This is a genomic window from Actinosynnema sp. ALI-1.44 (assembly GCF_001984155.1).
Lineage (GTDB): Bacteria > Actinomycetota > Actinomycetes > Mycobacteriales > Pseudonocardiaceae > Kibdelosporangium.
On sequence record NZ_MTQO01000053.1, the window covers coordinates 442,721 to 461,192 of the forward strand.

Annotated in this window: 23 protein-coding genes; 15 read left to right on the forward strand and 8 right to left on the reverse strand. The window is 68.6% G+C overall.

Annotated elements, in window-relative coordinates:
- The first annotated feature begins 4 nt into the window (after positions 1-4).
- The 7 genes from ALI144C_RS43980 to ALI144C_RS44010 all read left to right on the forward strand — a co-directional run bounded on the left by ALI144C_RS43980 (position 5) and on the right by ALI144C_RS44010 (position 5,225).
- Positions 5-775: an SDR family NAD(P)-dependent oxidoreductase gene (locus tag ALI144C_RS43980; protein WP_076993199.1), complete on the forward strand. Its 771-nt coding sequence runs from the start codon at positions 5-7 to the stop codon at positions 773-775.
- A gap of 13 nt (positions 776-788) precedes the next feature.
- Positions 789-1,589, forward strand: coding sequence for a phospholipid scramblase-related protein (locus ALI144C_RS43985; RefSeq protein ID WP_076993724.1), 801 nt, complete (start codon positions 789-791; stop codon positions 1,587-1,589).
- Between the two features lie 26 nt (positions 1,590-1,615).
- On the forward strand, positions 1,616-2,167 hold the full coding sequence (pyrE, locus tag ALI144C_RS43990; RefSeq protein ID WP_076993725.1) for an orotate phosphoribosyltransferase: 552 nt from the start codon (positions 1,616-1,618) through the stop codon (positions 2,165-2,167).
- A gap of 122 nt (positions 2,168-2,289) precedes the next feature.
- Positions 2,290-2,658 carry a DUF2784 domain-containing protein gene (locus tag ALI144C_RS43995; protein ID WP_076993200.1) on the forward strand — a complete coding sequence of 123 codons (369 nt, stop codon included), beginning with the start codon at positions 2,290-2,292 and terminating at the stop codon, positions 2,656-2,658.
- The gene (locus ALI144C_RS44000) at positions 2,655-3,296 is read left to right on the forward strand and encodes a TrmH family RNA methyltransferase (protein WP_237774605.1); all 642 of its coding nucleotides are present in this window, start codon (positions 2,655-2,657) and stop codon (positions 3,294-3,296) included. The genes ALI144C_RS43995 and ALI144C_RS44000 overlap by 4 nt, the downstream gene beginning before the upstream one ends.
- Positions 3,297-3,374: 78 nt before the next feature.
- On the forward strand, positions 3,375-4,487 hold the full coding sequence (locus ALI144C_RS44005; RefSeq protein ID WP_143231221.1) for a glycoside hydrolase family 76 protein: 1,113 nt from the start codon (positions 3,375-3,377) through the stop codon (positions 4,485-4,487).
- Between the two features lie 9 nt (positions 4,488-4,496).
- The gene (locus ALI144C_RS44010) at positions 4,497-5,225 is read left to right on the forward strand and encodes an SDR family oxidoreductase (protein WP_076993202.1); all 729 of its coding nucleotides are present in this window, start codon (positions 4,497-4,499) and stop codon (positions 5,223-5,225) included.
- A gap of 6 nt (positions 5,226-5,231) precedes the next feature.
- Here the strand turns inward: ALI144C_RS44010 and ALI144C_RS44015 are convergent, their stop codons facing one another.
- Positions 5,232-6,224, reverse strand: coding sequence for a LacI family DNA-binding transcriptional regulator (locus ALI144C_RS44015; RefSeq protein ID WP_076993203.1), 993 nt, complete (start codon positions 6,222-6,224; stop codon positions 5,232-5,234).
- Between the two features lie 141 nt (positions 6,225-6,365).
- On the opposite strand from ALI144C_RS44015, the gene ALI144C_RS44020 reads away from it, so the two are divergent.
- From ALI144C_RS44020 to ALI144C_RS44045, 6 genes are all read left to right on the forward strand, one after another.
- Positions 6,366-7,370, forward strand: coding sequence for a substrate-binding domain-containing protein (locus tag ALI144C_RS44020; protein ID WP_076993204.1), 1,005 nt, complete (start codon positions 6,366-6,368; stop codon positions 7,368-7,370).
- 4 nt (positions 7,371-7,374) lie between these two features.
- Entirely contained in the window at positions 7,375-8,346 is a 972-nt protein-coding gene (locus ALI144C_RS44025) for an ABC transporter permease (protein ID WP_076993205.1), read from the forward strand.
- On the forward strand, positions 8,343-9,146 hold the full coding sequence (locus ALI144C_RS44030) for an ATP-binding cassette domain-containing protein (RefSeq protein ID WP_076993206.1): 804 nt from the start codon (positions 8,343-8,345) through the stop codon (positions 9,144-9,146). Before ALI144C_RS44025 ends, ALI144C_RS44030 begins: the two co-directional genes overlap by 4 nt.
- Positions 9,146-9,949: a carbohydrate kinase family protein gene (locus ALI144C_RS44035; protein WP_076993727.1), complete on the forward strand. Its 804-nt coding sequence runs from the start codon at positions 9,146-9,148 to the stop codon at positions 9,947-9,949. The genes ALI144C_RS44030 and ALI144C_RS44035 overlap by 1 nt, the downstream gene beginning before the upstream one ends.
- Complete coding sequence (locus ALI144C_RS44040; protein ID WP_076993207.1) at positions 9,936-10,544, forward strand: nucleoside/nucleotide kinase family protein; 609 nt, start codon at positions 9,936-9,938, stop codon at positions 10,542-10,544. Before ALI144C_RS44035 ends, ALI144C_RS44040 begins: the two co-directional genes overlap by 14 nt.
- Positions 10,545-10,675: 131 nt before the next feature.
- Entirely contained in the window at positions 10,676-11,086 is a 411-nt protein-coding gene (locus ALI144C_RS44045; RefSeq protein WP_076993208.1) for a VOC family protein, read from the forward strand.
- 115 nt (positions 11,087-11,201) lie between these two features.
- Here ALI144C_RS44045 and ALI144C_RS44050 read toward each other — a convergent pair whose 3' ends face one another.
- Complete coding sequence (locus ALI144C_RS44050; RefSeq protein ID WP_083753922.1) at positions 11,202-12,146, reverse strand: alpha/beta hydrolase; 945 nt, start codon at positions 12,144-12,146, stop codon at positions 11,202-11,204.
- A gap of 130 nt (positions 12,147-12,276) precedes the next feature.
- On the opposite strand from ALI144C_RS44050, the gene ALI144C_RS44055 reads away from it, so the two are divergent.
- Entirely contained in the window at positions 12,277-13,650 is a 1,374-nt protein-coding gene (locus ALI144C_RS44055) for an FAD-binding oxidoreductase (RefSeq protein WP_076993209.1), read from the forward strand.
- Here ALI144C_RS44055 and ALI144C_RS44060 read toward each other — a convergent pair.
- From ALI144C_RS44060 to ALI144C_RS44075, 4 genes are all read right to left on the reverse strand, one after another.
- Positions 13,647-14,324: a DedA family protein gene (locus tag ALI144C_RS44060; protein WP_076993729.1), complete on the reverse strand. Its 678-nt coding sequence runs from the start codon at positions 14,322-14,324 to the stop codon at positions 13,647-13,649. The two genes, ALI144C_RS44055 and ALI144C_RS44060, sit on opposite strands and share 4 nt — an antisense overlap.
- Before the next feature lie 40 nt (positions 14,325-14,364).
- Positions 14,365-14,658, reverse strand: coding sequence for a hypothetical protein (locus ALI144C_RS44065; RefSeq protein WP_076993730.1), 294 nt, complete (start codon positions 14,656-14,658; stop codon positions 14,365-14,367).
- Positions 14,659-14,668: 10 nt separating this feature from the next.
- Complete coding sequence (nagA, locus tag ALI144C_RS44070; protein ID WP_076993210.1) at positions 14,669-15,811, reverse strand: N-acetylglucosamine-6-phosphate deacetylase; 1,143 nt, start codon at positions 15,809-15,811, stop codon at positions 14,669-14,671.
- Between the two features lie 103 nt (positions 15,812-15,914).
- Positions 15,915-16,460, reverse strand: coding sequence for a SigE family RNA polymerase sigma factor (locus ALI144C_RS44075; protein WP_076993731.1), 546 nt, complete (start codon positions 16,458-16,460; stop codon positions 15,915-15,917).
- Positions 16,461-16,643: 183 nt separating this feature from the next.
- Here ALI144C_RS44075 and ALI144C_RS44080 point away from each other — a divergent pair, with 183 nt between their 5' ends.
- The gene (locus ALI144C_RS44080; protein WP_076993211.1) at positions 16,644-16,931 is read left to right on the forward strand and encodes a YciI family protein; all 288 of its coding nucleotides are present in this window, start codon (positions 16,644-16,646) and stop codon (positions 16,929-16,931) included.
- Between the two features lie 8 nt (positions 16,932-16,939).
- On the opposite strand, the gene ALI144C_RS44085 is transcribed toward ALI144C_RS44080, so the two are convergent.
- Together ALI144C_RS44085 and ALI144C_RS44090 are read right to left on the reverse strand one after the other, a co-directional pair.
- The gene (locus tag ALI144C_RS44085; RefSeq protein ID WP_076993212.1) at positions 16,940-17,407 is read right to left on the reverse strand and encodes a pyridoxamine 5'-phosphate oxidase family protein; all 468 of its coding nucleotides are present in this window, start codon (positions 17,405-17,407) and stop codon (positions 16,940-16,942) included.
- A gap of 9 nt (positions 17,408-17,416) precedes the next feature.
- Positions 17,417-18,325, reverse strand: coding sequence for an SDR family oxidoreductase (locus ALI144C_RS44090; RefSeq protein WP_076993213.1), 909 nt, complete (start codon positions 18,323-18,325; stop codon positions 17,417-17,419).
- Positions 18,326-18,472 lie beyond the last annotated feature (147 nt).

Here is an 18,472-nt window from a genome sequence, read left to right on the forward strand (position 1 = left end):
CCCCATGCCCACTGCTCTCGTCACCGGCGCCACGGCTGGCATCGGCAACGCTTTCGTGCACCGCCTCGCCTCGGACGGCTATGACGTCGTGCTCGTGGCCCGCACCGAGCCACGGCTGCACGAGGTGGCCGCACAGATCAGGGACAAGCACGGCGTCAAGGCCGAGGTGCTGGCGGCCGACCTGTCCCGCGAGGAGGGCAGGCTCGCGGTCGAGCGGCGCCTGACGGACGGCGATCCGGTGGACCTCCTGGTCAACAACGCCGGTTTCGGCACGCGCGGGCGGTTCGAGGACGTCTCGGTCGACTGGATGCAGGGCCAGTTGGACGTGAACGTCACCAGCGTGCTCCGGCTGACCAGGGCGGTGCTGCCCGGCATGATCGAGCGCGGGCACGGCGCGGTGGTCAACGTGTCCAGCATCGCGGGTTTCTTCCCCGCCACCGGCCCGACGTACGGCGCGACCAAGTCCTACGTGACGTCGTTCTCCGAGGGGCTCGGCATGGCGCTGAAGGGCACGGGCGTGCGCGTGATGGCGCTGATCCCCGGGTTCACGCGGACCGAGTTCCACGACCGGGCGGGCGACGAGAAGCAGACGTTCCCGGACTTCATGTGGCTGCGGGCCGACCAGGTGGTCGACCAGTGCATGACCGACCTCGCGCACGGTCGGATCCGCTCGATTCCCGGCTGGCAGTACAAGTTCCTGGTAGGGATAACCCGGTTGCTGCCGCACGGCGTGCTGCGCAAGCTGGAGGCCGGTGTCGGCCGAGGTCGCACGTGAAAGGAAATCGCTGATGAGCCAACCACCGGGCTGGTACCCCGAGCGTCCCGGATCCACGGTGCTGCGCTGGTGGGACGGCGCGCAGTGGACCAACCACACCCAGCAGAAGTCGGACGCCAGCGCGTGGGAGGTCGAGATCGGCGGCCAGCACGACCCCGGCCGGGTGCGCGACCAGGTGCAGCAGGCGGGTGGCGGCCAGGCCGGGCAGGGCGGCGGGACGCTGTTCACCGAGCCGGTGCTGGTGGTGAACCAGAAGACCAAGCTGATCGAGATGAGCAACGAGTACGCCGTCTTCGACCAGCGGGGCCGCCAGTTGGCGTCGGTGGTGCAGGTCGGCCAGAGCGCGCTGAAGAAGGCCGTGCGGTTCCTCTCCAGCTACGACCAGTTCATGACGCACAAGCTCGAGGTGCGTGACCTCAACGGGCAGACGATGCTGCGGCTGACCAGGCCCGCGAAGGTGTTCAAGTCCCGGATCGTGGTCGAGCACGGCAACGGCCAGCCGATCGGCGAGATCGTCCAGGAGAACATGATCGGGAAGATCAACTTCGCCTTCGTGGTGAACGGCCAGCAGATCGGCGGGATCCGCGGCGAGAACTGGCGCGCGTGGAACTTCATGATCCACGACCACACCGGCCAGGAGATCGCCAGGATCACCAAGACCTGGGAGGGCTTCGCCAGGACCATGTTCACCACGGCGGACAACTACGTCGTGCAGATCCACCGCCCGCTGCAGAACCCGATCGCGAGCCTGGTCGTCGCGGCGGGTCTCGCGGTCGACACGGCACTGAAGCAGGACGATCGCGGTTTTGGCTGATCGGCGGTGGCTTAGGGTTGGGTCCCGTGCACGTTGACCAGAACGCCAAATCCGAACTCGCTCGGCTCATCACTGAACTCGCCGTTGTCCGCGGCCGGGTGACGTTGTCCTCCGGTGAGGAGGCCGACTACTACGTCGACCTCCGCCGGGCGACGCTGCACCACGCCGCCGCCCCGCTGATCGGCAAGCTGCTGCGTCAGCTCACCGCCGACTGGGACTACGTGGCCGCCGGTGGTCTCACCCTCGGTGCCGACCCGGTCGCGACCGCGATGATGCACGCCGCTGCGGCGCAGGGTGACGTGCTCGACGCGTTCGTCGTGCGCAAGTCGGCCAAGGAACACGGGATGCAGCGGCGGATCGAGGGCATCGAGGTCGCCGGGCAGCGCGTGCTCGCGGTCGAGGACACCTCGACCACCGGCGGCAGCGTGCTGACCGCGGTCGAGGCCCTCAGGGAAGCCGGTGCCGACGTCGTCGGTGTGGTCACCGTGGTGGACCGGGCCACCGGCGCGAGGGAGGCCATCGAGGCGGCCGGGCTGGAGTACCGGTACCTGCTGGGTCTGGCCGACCTCGGTTTGTAAAGGGTGCCTGCTGCCCATCCTCAAGGGTGGGCAGCCCCACTACCTGCGTGAACAGTTGCTTTGAACGCCATGTGCGGGCCAGACTTGGCGGTAAGGGGAGAACTGCAGGGTGGTGATGGCGGGTGGACGCGTTCCTTGCCGATGTGACGGTGGTGGCGCACTTCGCCGCGCTGCTGTTCATCGGTCTCGGCGGGTTTCTCGCCTGGCGCTGGCCGAAGGTCATCTTCGTGCACATCTTCTTCGCCGCGTGGGGTGTCGCGGTCAACGTGGTCCCGTGGCTGCCGTGCCCGCTCACCGCGTTGGAGGACTACTTCCGCCACCGGCAGGGCCTCGGGTCGTTGCCCGGCGGCTTCAACGAGTACTACATCTACGACGATCTGATCCCGCGTAACCTGTTGCCGGTGGTGGCAGTGCTAGCGATCGTGGTGCTCGTCGTGTCCTATGTCGGCGCGTACGTCCGGTGGCGCAACCAGGCCAAAGTGCCCGCGTGACCGGACCGACGGAGTGGGTGTTCGGCGATCCTGTCGGGGTCGGACCGTGGGAAGGCCCCTGGCCGGACGACCCCAAGTACGACCCCGGGCTGCTCGCCGAGGGGGACAAGCGCAACGTGGTGGACGCGTACCGCTACTGGCGCCGTGAGGCGGTCATCGCCGACCTCGACACCAGGCGCCACGATTTTCACGTCGCGATCGAGAACTTGCAGCACGACCACAACATCGGCACGGTGGTCCGGACCGCGAACGCCTTTCTGGCCAAGGCGGTGCACATCGTGGGCAGGCGGCGGTGGAACCGCAGAGGCGCCATGGTCACGGACCGCTACCAGCATGTGGTTCATCACCCGGATGTGGGTTCTTTGCTCGAGTTCGCCCGTGCGGAGGAGTTGGCACTGGTCGGCGTGGACAACACGCCGGGCGCGCAACGGCTGGAGACTGTCAAACTTCCGCGGCACTGCGTGCTGCTGTTCGGTCAAGAGGGCCCTGGCCTGTCCGAACAGGCACGCGAGGCGGCGACCACGACGGTGTCGATCGCGCAGTTCGGGTCGACCCGGTCGATCAACGCCGGAGTGGCCGCCGGTGTGGTGATGCACTCATGGATCCGTGACCACGCGGACCTGGATTCCGCCTGGTGATGGATAAATTCCCCCAAGTGGGGCACGTACCACGCTGAGGGGTACCTCGGGACCGATCCAGATACCACCATGGGCGATATGGCCAGAGAGCTCGTCGCCACCGCCCGCTTGTGGGCGGCGCGCGCCGCGGTGTCGGAGTTGGGTGTGCACGCCAGGCACCTGCGCCGGCTATGGGCGCGCCCTGGCACGTTGCTCGGAGTCGACGGGTGGCCACCCACTCGGGGCGAGCGCCTGTTCGGAAGGTGGAACTACTTCGCACAAGCGCATCTGATCGACTGCTTGGTGGACGCGCAGGAGCGCGCCCCGACGGCGACCCGCGCGACCTCGATCGCGCGCATCGTGCGCAGTGTCCGCCTGCGACACGGCCGCCGATGGGTCGACGAGGACTACGGCGACGCGGCGTGGCTCGGCCTGGCGCTGATGCGGGCCGCGCAGTACACGCCGGTGAAGATCGCGGTCCGGGACATCGTCCGGGTCCTGCGCGGTGCGTGGACCGACCACGCGGGTGGCGGGCTCTGGTCCCGCGCGGACGAGAACCTCAAGAGCGTCAGGGTGAACGGCCCGGCGACGATCCTGCTGGCCCGCTGCGGCGACCGGGTGGACATGCAACGCGCGCGGGCGATCGCCGAGTGGATGGAAGACACCCTGCTCGACGAGATCACCGGTCTGATCTGGGTGGGCCTGCACGTGAACCTCGACGGCGAGGTCCGCGAGACGATCAAGGAGGCGTACACCTACATCCAGGGCGTCTACCTGGGAGTGTGCCTGGAGCTGGCAGCCGGTGACCCGGTGTGGGCGGAACGGGCCGAGCGCACCATCATCGCGGTGTCCGAGCACTTGGCGAACAACGGTGTGCTGCGTGGCCAAGGCGGGGGCGACGGCGGCATCTACACCGGCATCCTGGCGCGCTACCTGGCGCTGGCGGCGTTGCGCCTGCCCGCACTGACCGGAGCGTCGGCGACAGGCCTGGCCGCGAGCCACGTGGCGGAACGCCTGGTGCTCACGAGCGCGGCGGCGGCATGGCGAAACCGCGCCGTCGCACGCGGCGGCCCCCTCTACGGTCCGGATTGGACAGTTCCGTCCCGCGTCCCCCGATCCCCCCGGCACAAGATCGCGGAGCGGGAGCTGTCGTCCCAGCTCGGTGGCTGGATGGTTCTCGAAGCGGCGGCCCTGCTGGAGAGAAGTCACTAGTCTGGCCACATGGGTGTTGTGGTCGTGACCGGCGGCAGCCGGGGAATCGGTGCGGCGATCTGCCGCGTGGCCGCCAAAGCCGGGCACAAGGTCGTCGTGAACTACGTCGGCAACGCGGAAGCCGCGCAAGCGGTCGCGAAGGACACCGAAGGCGTCGCGGTCAAGGCGAACGTCGCCGACGAGGCGGACGTCATCCGCCTGTTCGACACGGCAGCCGAACTGGGCCCGGTGACGGGGCTGGTCTGCAACGCGGGCGTCACCGGCAACAGGATCGCCCGGCTGGACGAGCAGGAAGTCGGCACGGTCCGCGAGGTGCTCGACGTGAACGTGGTCGGAACCTTCCTGTGCAACAGGGAAGCCGTCCGCCGGATGTCCACGGCCCACGGCGGTGGCGGCGGCGTGATCGTCAACATCTCTTCCACCGCAGCGCATCGAGGCTCACCCGGCGAGTGGGTTCATTACGCGGCAAGCAAAGCAGCGGTGGAGACCCTGACGAAGGGGCTCGCGCTGGAAGTCGCCAACGAGGGCATCCGGGTCAACTGCGTCGCACCGGGCACCGTCGAAACCGAGTTGCACGAGGCAGCGGGTGCCCCGGACCGTGTGGCCAGGATCGCGCCGTTGATCCCGATGCGGCGCGGCGGTCAGCCCGAGGAGATCGCGGACGGCGTGATGTGGCTGCTGTCGGATTCCGCCTCGTTCGTGACCGGCTCGATCGTGACGATCAGCGGCGGCCGATGAGGCGATTCACAAACACCCGCAGGAATTGCGGTGCATCAATGTCGGTTGCAACCGGGCAGTGGTCGGCTGGCGGGACGGGTCGGCGATTCGGTTCAGCAGCATCCGCACCGCTGTCCGGCCGATTTCGGCGATCGGCTGGGCCATTGTCGTGATCGGCGGATCGATCAGATCGGCCCATTCCACGTCGTCATATCCGACGACCGCGAGTTCCCGGCCGATTTTCAGGTCGCGCCTGCGTGCTTCGTGCAGGACTCCGGACAACATCACGTTGTTCCCAGCCACGACCGCGGTCGGCGGGTTGTCTAAGTCCAGCAGCCGGCCGAGTGCCGCCGCCGCGGGTTCCGCCGCTGATTCGCCGGACTGCACGAGGGCTTCGTCCCAGCTCAGGCCGGAGCGGCCGAGGCCGAGGCGGTAGCCGAGCACGCGCTCGGACGTCGTGGCCAGGCCGTCCGCGCCGCTGATGATCCCGATCCGCTTGTGCCCGAGTTCGGCGAGGTGTTGCACCAGTGCCGAGGTGGAGTGCACGTTCTCGGGGCCGACCTGGTCGAAGTCCGTGCCGACCGTCAGCCGGTCGACCAGCACCATCGGGATGCCCAGCTGCTTGAGCTCCGGCAGCACGGTCCCCGCCGCGCGCGGGGACGGCGTCAGGATGAGCCCGTCCACCCGGCGCGACCGCAGCGTGCGGACCGCCGACTGCTCGGTGGCCTGTTCGTCGTGGGTGTCGGTGAGCACGAGCGTGTAGCCCGACTTGGTGGTCTCGTGCTCGATCGCCTGGATCAGTTCGCCGAAGTACGGGTTCGCCACGAGCGAGATCGCGACACCCAACGACCGGGTGCCGCCGGTGACCAACGACCGGGCGATGGCGTCGCCGGTGTACCCGGTGCGTTCGATCGCGTCGAGCACCCGGAACTTGGTCTCCGGCGCGACCGCACGCGTGGAGTTGACCACGTGCGACACCGTCGTGATGGAGACGCCCGCCATCTGGGCGACATCCTTCATGGTGACCAAGCTTGTCTCCCTGTGCTCTCTGTCGCCCTGGGACAAAGGCGGCGCCAAGCGTTTGCGCAAACGGTTGCGACAGGCTAAGTGAATCATTAACTTCCCCGCAACCAGGCACGCCAGGCTCGCCAGGAGGAAGTCATGGGACGACGTGGTCTCGCCATCATCGCCGCCGGTCTGATCGCACTCGCCGCAAGTGGTTGTACCAGCCAGAAGACCGGCAGTGGTGGCCAACCCGCCGATGGCGGCCGGATCAAGGTCGGGCTTGTGACCAAGACCGACTCGAATCCGTACTTCGTCGCGCTGCGCGACTCGGCGAAAGCGGAGGCCCAGACGCTGGGCGCGGACCTGATCGCGCTGGCGGGCAAGTTCGACGGCGACAACGAGGGCCAGGTCGCCGCGATCGAGAACCTCGTCCAGCAGGGCGCCAAGACGATCATGATCACGCCGAGCAACTCGACCGGCGTGCTCGGCGCCATCAAGAAGGCCCGTGACCGGGGTGTCCTCGTGATCGCGCTGGACACCGAGACGGATCCGAAGGAAGCCGTCGACGCCACGTTCGCCAGCGACAACACCGAGGCCGGGCGGATGCAGGGCACGTACGTGAAGGCCGCGCTCGCGGGCAAGGCGCCCAAGGTGATCATGCTCGACGGCACGCCCGGCTCGACCGTGAGCGAGCAGCGCCACAACGGGTTCCTGCAGGGCGTCGGCCTGAAGGACGGCGACCCGGCGATCGTCGGCGTCGAGGCGACCAACGGCGAGCAGAACAAGGCGCAGACCGCGACCGAGAACCTGCTGCAGCGCGACGCCACGTTGACCGCCGTGTACACGCTCAACGAGCCGGCCGCGCGTGGCGCGTACGTGGCGCTGCAGGCCAAGGCAATCGCCGCCCAGGTTGTGATCGGCTCGATCGACGGCTCTTGCCAGGGCGTCAAAGACGTCAAGGACGGCAAGGTCGTCGCGACCGTCATGCAATTCCCGAAGAAAATGGCGGCACAGGGTGTGCAGGCCGCCGTGGAATTCGGCAAGTCCGGAAAGAAGCCGACCGGATTCGTGAACACCGGCGTCACCGTGATCACCGACAAACCGGTTTCCGGCCTGCAGAGCCAGGACACCGCATGGGGCCTGCAGAACTGCTGGGGCTGAGCCGATGAGCACAATCAAGGAGCGCAGCGAATTCATCCTGCGCACCCCGGCGATCGGGCCCGCGCTCGCCTTGGTCGTGGCGGTGGTGGTCTTTTCCATCACCACGGACACGTTTCTGAACGTGGACAACCTTTCACTGGTCGTCCAGCAGTCGCTGGTGATCGGCACGCTGGCGCTCGGGCAGACGCTGGTGATCCTGACCAGCGGCATCGACCTGGCCAACGCGGCGATCGCGGTGTTCGCGACCCTGCTGATGGCCAAGCTGACCCTCGAGTCGGGCATGCCCGGCGTCGTCGCGCTGCTGATCGGGATCGTCGTCGCGGCGGCGATCGGCGCGGTGACCGGCGGGATCGTGACGGGATTCCGGTTGCCGCCGTTCATCGTCACGCTCGGCATGCTGACGATCGTGACGGCGGTCAGCCGGATCTACGCCGCCGGCCAGAGCTTCCCGGTCACCGACGACACGCTCGGCTTCCTCGGCCAGAAGCAGTACCTGTTCGGCCAGGTCGAAGTCACCTACGGCATGGTCCTGATGCTGGTGATGTACATCGGCCTCTGGTACGCGCTGACCCGGACCGCCTGGGGCAAGCACGTCTACGCGGTCGGCAACGACCCGGAGGCGGCGCGGCTGTCCGGTATCCACGTACGACGCAGCCTGCTCGGCGTGTACGTCGTGGCCGGTGTGATCTACGGGATCGCGGCGTGGCAGGCGCTCGGCCGCGTGCCCAACGCGGACCCGAACGCGTTCCAGCTCGGCAACCTCGACTCCATCACCGCCGTGGTGATCGGCGGGACGAGCCTGTTCGGCGGTCGTGGCAGCGTGATCGGCACGCTCGTCGGCGCGCTGATCGTGGCGGTCCTGCGCAGCGGCCTGACCCAGGCCGGGATCGACAACCTGTACCAGGACGTGGCGACGGGTGTGCTCGTGATCGCCGCGGTCGCGGTGGACCGGTTCTCCCGGGGGAGGCAGCGATGACACCGGTGCTGGCGGCGAAAGGCCTGGTCAAGCGGTACGGCCGGGTGACGGCGATGGACGGTGCCGACTTCGACCTGAACGCGGGCGAGGTGCTCGCGGTGGTCGGCGACAACGGCGCGGGCAAGTCCACGTTGATCAAAACCCTGTCCGGGGCGGTGATCCCGGACGAGGGCGAGATCCGCGTCAACGGCGAGCAGGTCCACTTCCACGGCCCGCTGGACGCCCGCAAGCACGGCATCGAGACCGTCTACCAGGACCTCGCGCTCGCCCAGGCGCAGGACATCGCCACGAACATGTTCCTCGGCAGGGAGAAACGGCGTCCGGGATTCCTCGGCGCGGTGTTCCGGCTGCTGGATTCCGGCGGGATGCGCGCGGAGGCGCGGCGGGTGCTCGACGAGCTGGGGATCACCATCAAGTCGATGACCCAGCCGGTGGAAACGTTGTCCGGTGGGCAGAGGCAGGCGGTCGCGGTCGCACGCGCCGCCGCTTTCGGCACCCGGGTCGTGATCATGGACGAGCCGACGGCCGCCCTCGGCGTCGCGGAGTCGGCCAAGGTGCTCGACCTGATCGGCCGGATCCGCGAGCGCGGCCTGCCGGTGGTGCTGATCAGCCACAACATGCCGCACGTGTTCGAGATCGCCGACCGCGTGCACGTCCACCGGCTCGGCAGGCGGGTCGCGGTCGTCTCGCCGAAGACGCACTCGATGAACGAGGTCGTGGGTCTGTTGACGGGTGCGTTGCGGATGGCCGACGACGGCACGATCGAGGAAGTCGGTGTGACGACGGGGCTGAACCGTTGATCCTCGCCGTCGGACTGTGCACAGTGGACCTCGTACAGCGGGTGGGTGTGCTGCCCGTGCCCGGCCAGAAGGTGCAGTCCGATTCGGTCGAGCTGGTCGCGGGCGGCCCGGCGGCGAACGCGGCGATCACCGTCGCCGCGCTCGGCGGACGTGTCCGGCTGGTGACTGTGCTCGGCGCGCATCCGTTGGCGGACCTGGCAAGGCGTGATCTGGAGCACTACGGCGTCGAGGTGGTCGACGTCCAGCCGGATCGCGCCGCACCGCCGACGGTCAGCGCGGTGTCGGTCCGGATCGGCGACGGCGAACGGACGGTCGTGTCCCACAACGCCGCCGGGACGACAGCCGCCGCGGCGATCGACTTGTCCGATGTGGACACCGTACTGCTCGACGGGCACCACCCGGCGCTGGCGCTCGCGGCCGCCCGTGCCGACGTCCCGGTGATCCTGGACGCGGGCAGCCGCAAGGATGTTTTCGACGAGCTGCTGCCGATGGTCGACGTGTGCGCGTGTTCGTCGGCGTTCCGGGATCCCGTCGACTGCCCGGTCGTCACCCGCACGAACGGCCCCGGTCCCGTGCACTGGTCTGTCGGCGCCGAGAGCGGCGAAGTGCCTGTGCCACCGGTGGTAGCGAAGGACACCTCGGGCGCGGGCGACGTCTGGCACGGTGCTTTGGCCTACGCGGTGTCGCGCCTCGGCCGGGTGCCCGATGCCGCCGATCTACCGGATCTGATCCGATACGCCAACCGCGTCGCCGGTCAGCGGGTACAGCACGAAGGAGCGAGTTGGCGCGATGGACTTCGCTGAACTGGTTGGCCGGGCACGCGCGCTGGCCGCGGCGGACCGGGCTGTGCTCGGCATCTGCGGCGCGCCCGGCGCGGGCAAGTCGACGCTGGCCGCGGAGCTGGTCGAGGCACTCGGCGATCTGGCGGTTTATGTCGGTATGGACGGTTTCCACCTGGCGCAGAGCGAGTTGGCGCGGCTCGGCCGAACTGAGCGCAAGGGCGCGTTGGACACTTTCGACGGCTCCGGGTACGTGAACCTTCTGAAAAGGCTGAGAAGCCAGGGTGACGAGGTGGTGTACGCGCCGGAGTTCCGCAGGGAGATCGAGGAACCGGTCGCCTGCGCGGTTCCGGTGTTCCCGCGGACCCGGCTCGTCGTCACGGAGGGCAACTACCTGCTGGTCCCGGACAAGCCGTGGGGCGAGGTCCGCGACCTGCTGGACGAAGCCTGGTTCCTCCACCTTGACGAGGGCGAACGGCACCGCAGGCTGATCGCGAGGCACGAGGCGTTCGGCCGGAGCCCCGAACAGGCCCGTGACAGAGCGTTGGGTCCCGATGAACGCAACGCAAGCGTGATAAACGCTACGGCAGAACGCGCTGATCTCGTGCTAAATGGGTAGCGAGTACATCTCGCGCTGTGGAATGTCCTATAACAGCGTGCTCACGACACCCGACTTGTAGACAGTCGTGCGGCACTATGGCGGAGCGGCCTCCCCCCGATCGCAGTGGCCGCACGAAAGGACGGACCGAGATGCCCACGTTGAGCGGCGTGCATCACATCGCGCTGACCGTGACCGACGTGGATCGCAGCGTCCCCTGGTACGAGCGTGTCCTCGGGTTCAGCGTTGTCGGATCCCAGGACGAGGACGCGCTCGGCGTGCGCAAGGTGTTCCTGCGCGGCCCGGGCGACGGTTTCGCGCTCACCCTCATCCAGCACCCGTACGCGGCGGGCAGCGTCTTCGACGAGAAGAAGCCCGGTCTGGACCACCTGTCGTTCTCGGTGCCGGACGAGGGCTGCCTGGCCGAGTGGACCGACCGGCTCGACGAGCACGGCGTGATGTACTCGCCGATCACCGAGGAGCACAGCGCCCCCGGCACGTCGGTGATCGCGCTGCGCGACCCGGACGGCATCCAGCTGGTGCTCTGGGCGGAGAAGCCCTAGCCGGGAAGCCCGGCAGCACCCCTGGCTGCCGCTGAGAGCCACGAACAGCTCCCCGGCGGAAGCGGAATGCCCCCACGGCCCGTACGCCGCTCAGATCGAGCCGTGGACAGAAGGCCTATGCGGCGACGATCTCGTCAGCGACTTCGCGGACGAACTCGCCGATCTGCCGCAGCGCGGTGTTGGCCTCGGGCAGCCACGGTGCGAACCAGTGGAAGACGTGCACCTGACCGGGCCAGATCCGCAGGTCGCAGTACGCGCCGGAGCGCCGCAACGACTCGGCCATCCGCTCGGAGTCGCCCCGCAGGCATTCGGTGTCGCCGACGTGGATCAGCACCGGCGGCCAGCCGCGCTTGCGCACCTTCAGCACGTCCAGCCTGCGGTTGGTCAGCACGCTCTCCCCGGCGTACGCCGTGCCGCACCAGATCGCGTAGTCCGGCGGTACGAACGGATCCCGCAGCGCCTTGTCGCGGGACGCCAGCTCGGCACCGGTCAGGTCGAGGAACGGCGACAGCATGACCGCCGAGCTCGGCATCGGCAGCTTCTCGTCGGCGATGTCGGCGAGCAGGCACGCGGTCAGGTGCCCACCGGCCGAGTCGCCGCCGACGACGATCTGCGACGGCTGGTAGCCATCGCTCAACAGCCAGCGGTACGCCGACAGCGCGTCCTCGGCCGCCGCGGGGAACGGGTGCTCCGGCGCCAACCGGTAGTCCAGCACCAGCACCGGCAGCTCGGCCGACGCGGAGATCCGCGCCGCCAGTTGGCGGTGCGTCCTCGGTGACCCGCACACGAACCCGCCGCCGTGCAGGTACAGCATGATCCGGCCGGAGTCCCTGGCTTCCCTGGCGGTCACGAGCTGGCCGGGCACGCCACCGGCGGTGACGGGCTTGACCTTGGTGCCACGGGGCAACGGAGTCCGGCCCAGCGCGTCGAAGGCCTCACGCACGATTCGCAGCGGAGTCGAACCGGGGCGGACCACGCCGCCGAACACGCGCAGGCCACGCATCATGGCCAGTGCGAGCACCCGGCTCGCCATGCTGGGGGTAGCAGGTAGCTCAACCATGGCGATGCCTCCCCGACGCCGCGTCGACTGTGACGTGACACCAATCACTGTAGATCACCGGGCACCTGGTTCGCTGCCCTGGAGAAAGACTTGTTACAGGGATGCCCTCACCTGGCGTTACGGTAAACCCATGACGTTGGCAGAGCGGCTGAGGACGGCGCTGGGGGCGGACGCGGTCATCACGGATCCGGACGTGACCAGCAGCTACGAGCGCGACATGATGCCGTTGGCGCCCAACGGGTCGCCGCAGGCGGTCGTCCTCCCGTCGACCACTGCCGATGTCCAGGCCGTCGTGCGCATCTGCGCCGAACTGGGTGTGCCGATCGTCCCGCGCGGCGCGGGCAGCGGCCTTACCGGTGCTGCCAACGCGATCGAAGGCTGCGTCATGCTCGTCACCTCGCGGATGAAGGAGATCCTGGAGGTCGACGCGGACAACCGGCTCGCTGTCGTGCAACCCGGTGTGGTCAACCTCGATTTCCGCAACGCGGTCGAGAAACACGGCCTGTTCTACCCACCGGATCCGTCCAGCTACGACTGGTGCACGATCGGCGGCAACATCTCCACCAACGCGGGCGGCCTGTGCTGCGTCAAGTACGGCGTCACCACGGATTCGGTGCTGGGACTGGAAGTCGTGCTCGCCGACGGCGAGGTGCTGCGGACGGGCCGCCGGACGGTCAAGGGTGTCGCGGGTTACGACCTGACGAAGCTGTTCATCGGCAGTGAGGGAACTCTCGGCGTCGTCACCGAGATCACGGTCGCGTTGCGCCCCTTGCCACAGGCGCCCGGAACCACGATCGCGACGTTCCCGACCATCGAGGCAGCGGGCGTCGCCGTGTCCCGGATCGTGCGCGAAGGCCTTGTGCCGTCACTGATGGAGATCATGGACGCCACGTCGATCAAGGCGGCCGAGGACTACCTGAAGACGGAACTGGGCGCGGCCCAGGGATGCGCGGCGCTGCTGCTGTGCCAGTCGGACGCCGGTGGCGAGGCGGCGCGGCGCGAACTCGAAGTGATCGAACAGGTCTGCCACGCGGCCGGTGCGGATCTGGCGTACACGACCCACGATCTGGCCGAGGGGCAGATGCTCCTGCAGGCGCGGCGCGTGGTGCTGACCGCGTTGGAGCTCTACGGCACCTGGCTGACCGACGACGTGTGCGTGCCGCGGACCAGGATCGCGGAGCTGATGACCGGCTGCGAGCGGATCAGTCAGGAGTGCGGTCTGCGGATCGCGGTCGTCGGCCACGCGGGCGACGGCAACATGCACCCGACGATCGTGTACGACGCCTCATCGGAGGATGAATTCGCCCGCGCCCGCAAGGCTTTCGACGACATCCTGGACGTCGGCCTGAGCCTGGGCGGCACGGTCACCGGCGAGCACGGCGTCGGGCGGATCAAGAAGGACTGGCTGGAGCGTGAGATCGGCCCGGTGGGCATGCGCGTCCACCGGGCCGTCAAAGCCGCTCTCGACCCCGGGAACCTCTTCAACCCGGGTTCGATGTTCTAGTGCTCGATCTTGGGCAGCACCTGGGTCTGCGCGCTCGCGCTGGCCGTGGCGTGCTTCTTCTCCTTACGCGCCTTGACCACCTCGATGATGATCGGCACCACCGAGAGCAGCACGATCAGGATGATCGCCATCTCGATGTTGTTCTTCACGAAGTTGAACTCACCGAGGAGACTGCCGAGTACGGTCAGCCCGGCCGCCCACAGGACAGCGCCGACGGCCGAGTAGGTGAAGAACTTCTTCTGGTCCATCTTGCCGACGCCCGCGATCGCGGTGATGAACGTGCGGACGATGGGGACGAATCGGGCGAGGATGATGGCACGTGCGCCGTACTTGTCGAAGAACTCGTGCGTCTTGGTCACGTACTCCTGCTTGAACAGCCTGGAGTCCGGTTTGTTGAACAACTTCGGGCCCACCCAGCGGCCGATGTAGTAGCCGGTCACGTTGCCGACGAACGCACATACGGCGACCAACGTGCACACCAGCCACAGCGGGTGGCGAATGGTGCCCTGTGCGACGAACAGCCCGGCCACGAACAGCAACGAGTCGCCGGGTAGGAAGAAGCCCACCAGCAGCCCGCATTCGGCGAAGATGACCAGGCAGAGGCCGACGAGTACGAACCCGCCCAGCCCCTCGAGCAGCCCTTGGGCGCTCAGCCAGCTAGGCAGGAGCGACATGGTGTTGGTGGTCACGGGCAAACACGGTACCGGGGGATACTTAGAGAACGGTGAGCAGTCCCATCACAGCGCCGCACGCGAGCCCCAGCGCGACCGCGACGAGCAGCACTGACCAGCCGCTCAGCTCGCGCCGAGGCAGCGGCTCGGGGAACGGCTCCATGAACGCGTCCGGGTCCTCGTCGTCGGGCATGGCCTGGGTCTGCAGCCGTGCGGCCAGCCCCAGGTCGTCGCCGGAAAGCAGGCCGAAGCCGGGCGTCGCGGGCGGACCGGTCTGGACGGCCTGTGCGCGCAGCGCCTCGGAAAGCAGGAGCTCCGGGTCCTTGTCCTTGGCCACGAGGGCCAACCTACTTGACCCACTCCCCGCGGGCCATCACACCGGTCGGCCGCAGGTCGGCGTCGAGCAGGACGAAGTCCGCCGCGAGCCCCACGGTCAGCGACCCGGTCTCCTCGGTCAGGCCGAGCAACGCGGCCGGTCGCGTCGAACAGGCCGTGACCGCCTCGCGGATGGTCAGCCCGCAGCCGGTGACCAGGTTGCGGAAGGCCGCGTCCATGGTGAGCGTGCTGCCCGCCAGCGACCCGCCACCGGCGATCCTCGGCACGCCGTCGACCACCGTGACCTCGAGCCCGCCCACGTCGTACACGCCGTCGCCGACACCGGCGGCCGCGATCGCGTCCGTGATCAGCACGGTCCGGCCGGGCCCGGCGTGCCGGGCGGCCAGCCGCACGACCGTGGGGTGGACGTGCACCAGGTCCACGATCAGCTCGACCGTGATCCTCGGGTCGGTCATCAGCGCGCCGATCGGTCCCGGCTCCCTGTGGTGCAGCGGCCGCATGCCGTTGAACAGGTGCGTGGCCACGGTCGCGCCCGCGTCGATCGCGGGCAGCACGGTCGCCTCGGTCGCGTCGGTGTGGCCGATGGCGGCGATCACGCCGTTGTCGACCAGCGTGTGGATCGCGTTGACCGCGCCTTCGAGCTCGGGCGCGATGGTGATCATGCTGACCGAGCCGTCACCCGCGGCGAGCAGCTTGCGGATCGACGACGGCTCAGGCGGGCACAGGATGGCCGGGTCGTGCGCGCCGCAGCGGGCCGCGGACAGGAACGGGCCCTCCAGGTGGATCCCCGCGATCAGCCCGTCCTTGACCAGTTCGGCCAGCGCGGCGACCTGGTTGACCAACTCGGGAACCGGCCGTGAGACCAGGGAGGCGAGCATGGTCGTCGTGCCGTGCCTGCGGTGGGCCTCGACAGCTGTGCCGATGCGCAGCGGGTCGGTGTCCGTGAAGGCCTCGCCGCCGCCGCCGTGGCAGTGGATGTCGACGAAACCAGGCACGACCCACGCGCCTGCCGCGTCCATGACCTGGACGCCGGACTGCTCGGGCACGCCCGAGCCGATGGCGGTGATGGTGCCGTTCTCGACTTCCAGCCACCCGTGATCGAGGACACCGTCGGGCGTCACAACCTTGGCCCCGCTGATCACCAGGTGCGTCATGGTGACGATGATGGGACATGAACCCGTGATTGGTCTATACCAACAGGCGAGTGTCACTCGCCCGCATGAGTACGGACGTCTTTGTTATGGCCCCAAACGGCCGCTAGGCGGGGCCAGCCATGATTTTCTGCAACGCGTCCAGCGCGCGCGATGCCGTGGACTTGACCGTGCCCTTGGAGATGCCCGCGGCCTCGGCGATCTCGGCTTCGGACAAACCGCCGTAATAACGCAGAACGAGCACCTCGCGCTGCCGTGGCGGCAGCTGCGACAGCGCCTGCACCACGGCCTGGTGCTCGGCCGTGAGCATGGCGAGGCTCTCGGCGGACCGCGCGTTCACCGCGTGCGGCGGCGTGTAGTCACGTGCGGTCTTGCGACGGCGCAACACGCTGCGCGAGCCGTTCACCACGGCCGTCCGCAGGTAGCCCACCGCAGCCGCGCCGTCACGCAGGTTGGACCAATGCCGGTGCAGGCCCGTGAACGCCTCCTGCACCACGTCCTCGGCCGTCGCGGGCTCGTCGACCAGCAGCAGGGCCAGCCGGACCAGCCGCATCCGGTGCATGCGGTACAGGTCTTCCAGCGTCAGCCGGGCCGGTGCCTCGGCGATGCTGCCGCCGTCGAGCGCGCGCAGGCGGGTGAGCGTGGTCTCCACGCTGCGCTCCGCGTTGTTCTCCGGGCCTGGCCACGTCGGTGTGCCGCCCTGGAACTGCTGCGACGGCTGGTTGCCGCCGAAAGTGCCGCCATGACCTGTCACGCTGTGAGCGTATCGGTCGACCGGCTTGACCACAGCGTCCGATCATCAACAACGTCCGGGCAGGCCACTACCATCGGCGCCATGGCCTGGTTCACCGCTGACGTCACGTACACAACCGACCGCGACAAGCTGGCCGCCGTGCGCCCCGCGCACCGCGACTACCTGCGGGAACTCGTCGACCAGGGCATCGTGGTCGCGGGTGGGCCGTGGGCCGACGACCTGGGCGGCTTCGTGGTCTACCAGGTCGAGGACCGAGCCCAACTGGACAAGGTCCTCGCCGACGACCCGTACACGACCGAAGGCGTCGTGGCCGAGCGCGCGGTCCGGGAGTGGAAGATCACCCTCGGCTCCTGGCTGCCGCAGTCCTAGTCCTGGTCCTAGTACGTCCCGCCGAGCTTGCGGTGGTCCCAGCTGACCACCTTGGTCGGCCGGAACACCAGGCCGACGCGCTTTTCGGCCTGTGCGCGGATGAACTGCGCCGCGGCGGTCAGCACCTCGGAGTTGCCTGCGGACATCTTGCCGAGCAGCTCCGTGCCGATCCGCACGATCTGTTCGGTGTCCTCGACGATCTCGACATCGCACTCCATCGACACGCCCTGCAACTCCTCGTAGGCGACGCCGGTCTCCACGAGCACGGTCGCCTCGGCAAGTCGGCGTAGATTCGCCACTTTCTGCGAGGTGCCGTACGTCCACGTGGCGATGCCGTCGCCCTCCACGATGTAGAAGACCGGCACGAGGTGCGGGCGGTTCTTCGGGCCGACCGTGGCCACGTTGGCCACACGCCCGGACTCGAGGTACGCGCGGACCTCGTCGGGCGTCATCTTGATCTGCTCGCGGCGTGACATGGGGCTGATCTAACCCTTCCTGGCCTCCGCGCGTGCGTCGAGATCGGCGCGTGCACCCGGCCCCACGATGCTGGCTTCCTTGCTGCCCCGCGCGGCGATGTCCTCGATGGCGGCCTTGTCCGCCCTCGGGATCATGCCCCGGGTGGCGAGCTCGACGATCCGGGGCAGCAGTGCGCGGATCAGCTTGGTCGCGCCGACCCAGCCGGGGACGTGGATGGCGCGGGCCCGTTTGGTGATGCCGGTGCTGATCAGGTCGACCGCCAGTGAGAGCGGGTACGTCTTGCCCGCGAGGCCGGGCGCGTTCGTCCGCAGCGAGCCGAAGACCGGGTGCTTGTCGGCGCTGTTGACCATGTCCGTGGCGATCCACGTCGGGTGCGCGACACCGACGGACACACCCAGGTGGTGAACCTCGGCACGCAGGCTGTTGGCGAACGCCTCGACACCGGCCTTGGCCGCGCTGTAGGCGGCGTTCGCGGGAATGTGCATGATCGCCGCGGCGGAGGACACGATCAGCGCGTACCCACGGCGCTCGATCAGGTGCGGCAGGGCCACGCGGACGGTGCGCCAGACACCGAGCAGGTCGACTTCGATGACGCGCTCGAAGGCGTCCCGGTCGATCGAGCGGACGAAACCGGTGGCCGCGATCCCGGCGTTGGCCACGACCACGTCGATCCCGCCGAAGTGCGCGACGACGCCGTTGACGGCCTTCTCCAGCGACTCCCAGTCGGTGACGTTGGCTTCCCAGTGCGCGGCGTCCGGGCCGCACTCGGCCGCGACCTTCCCCAGCTCGTCCGGCTCCAGCCCGACCAGCGCGAGCTTGGCGCCCTGCGCGGCCAGCCGTTTGGCCACGCCCGCGCCGATGCCGCGGGCCGCCCCAGTGATCAGTACAACCTTGCCGTTGATGTCGCGACCGCTCACTGGGCCTCCTCACCCTCGGGTCCGGACCGGTTCGACCGCACCCAACCTACTGTTAGTAACCTACTGTGGGTCAGGAAGGGGCCTGAGTCAATCCGTCCAGCTCGTCGAGTGGGAACACGTCAAGTCCGGTTCGGGGAATGTTCGACA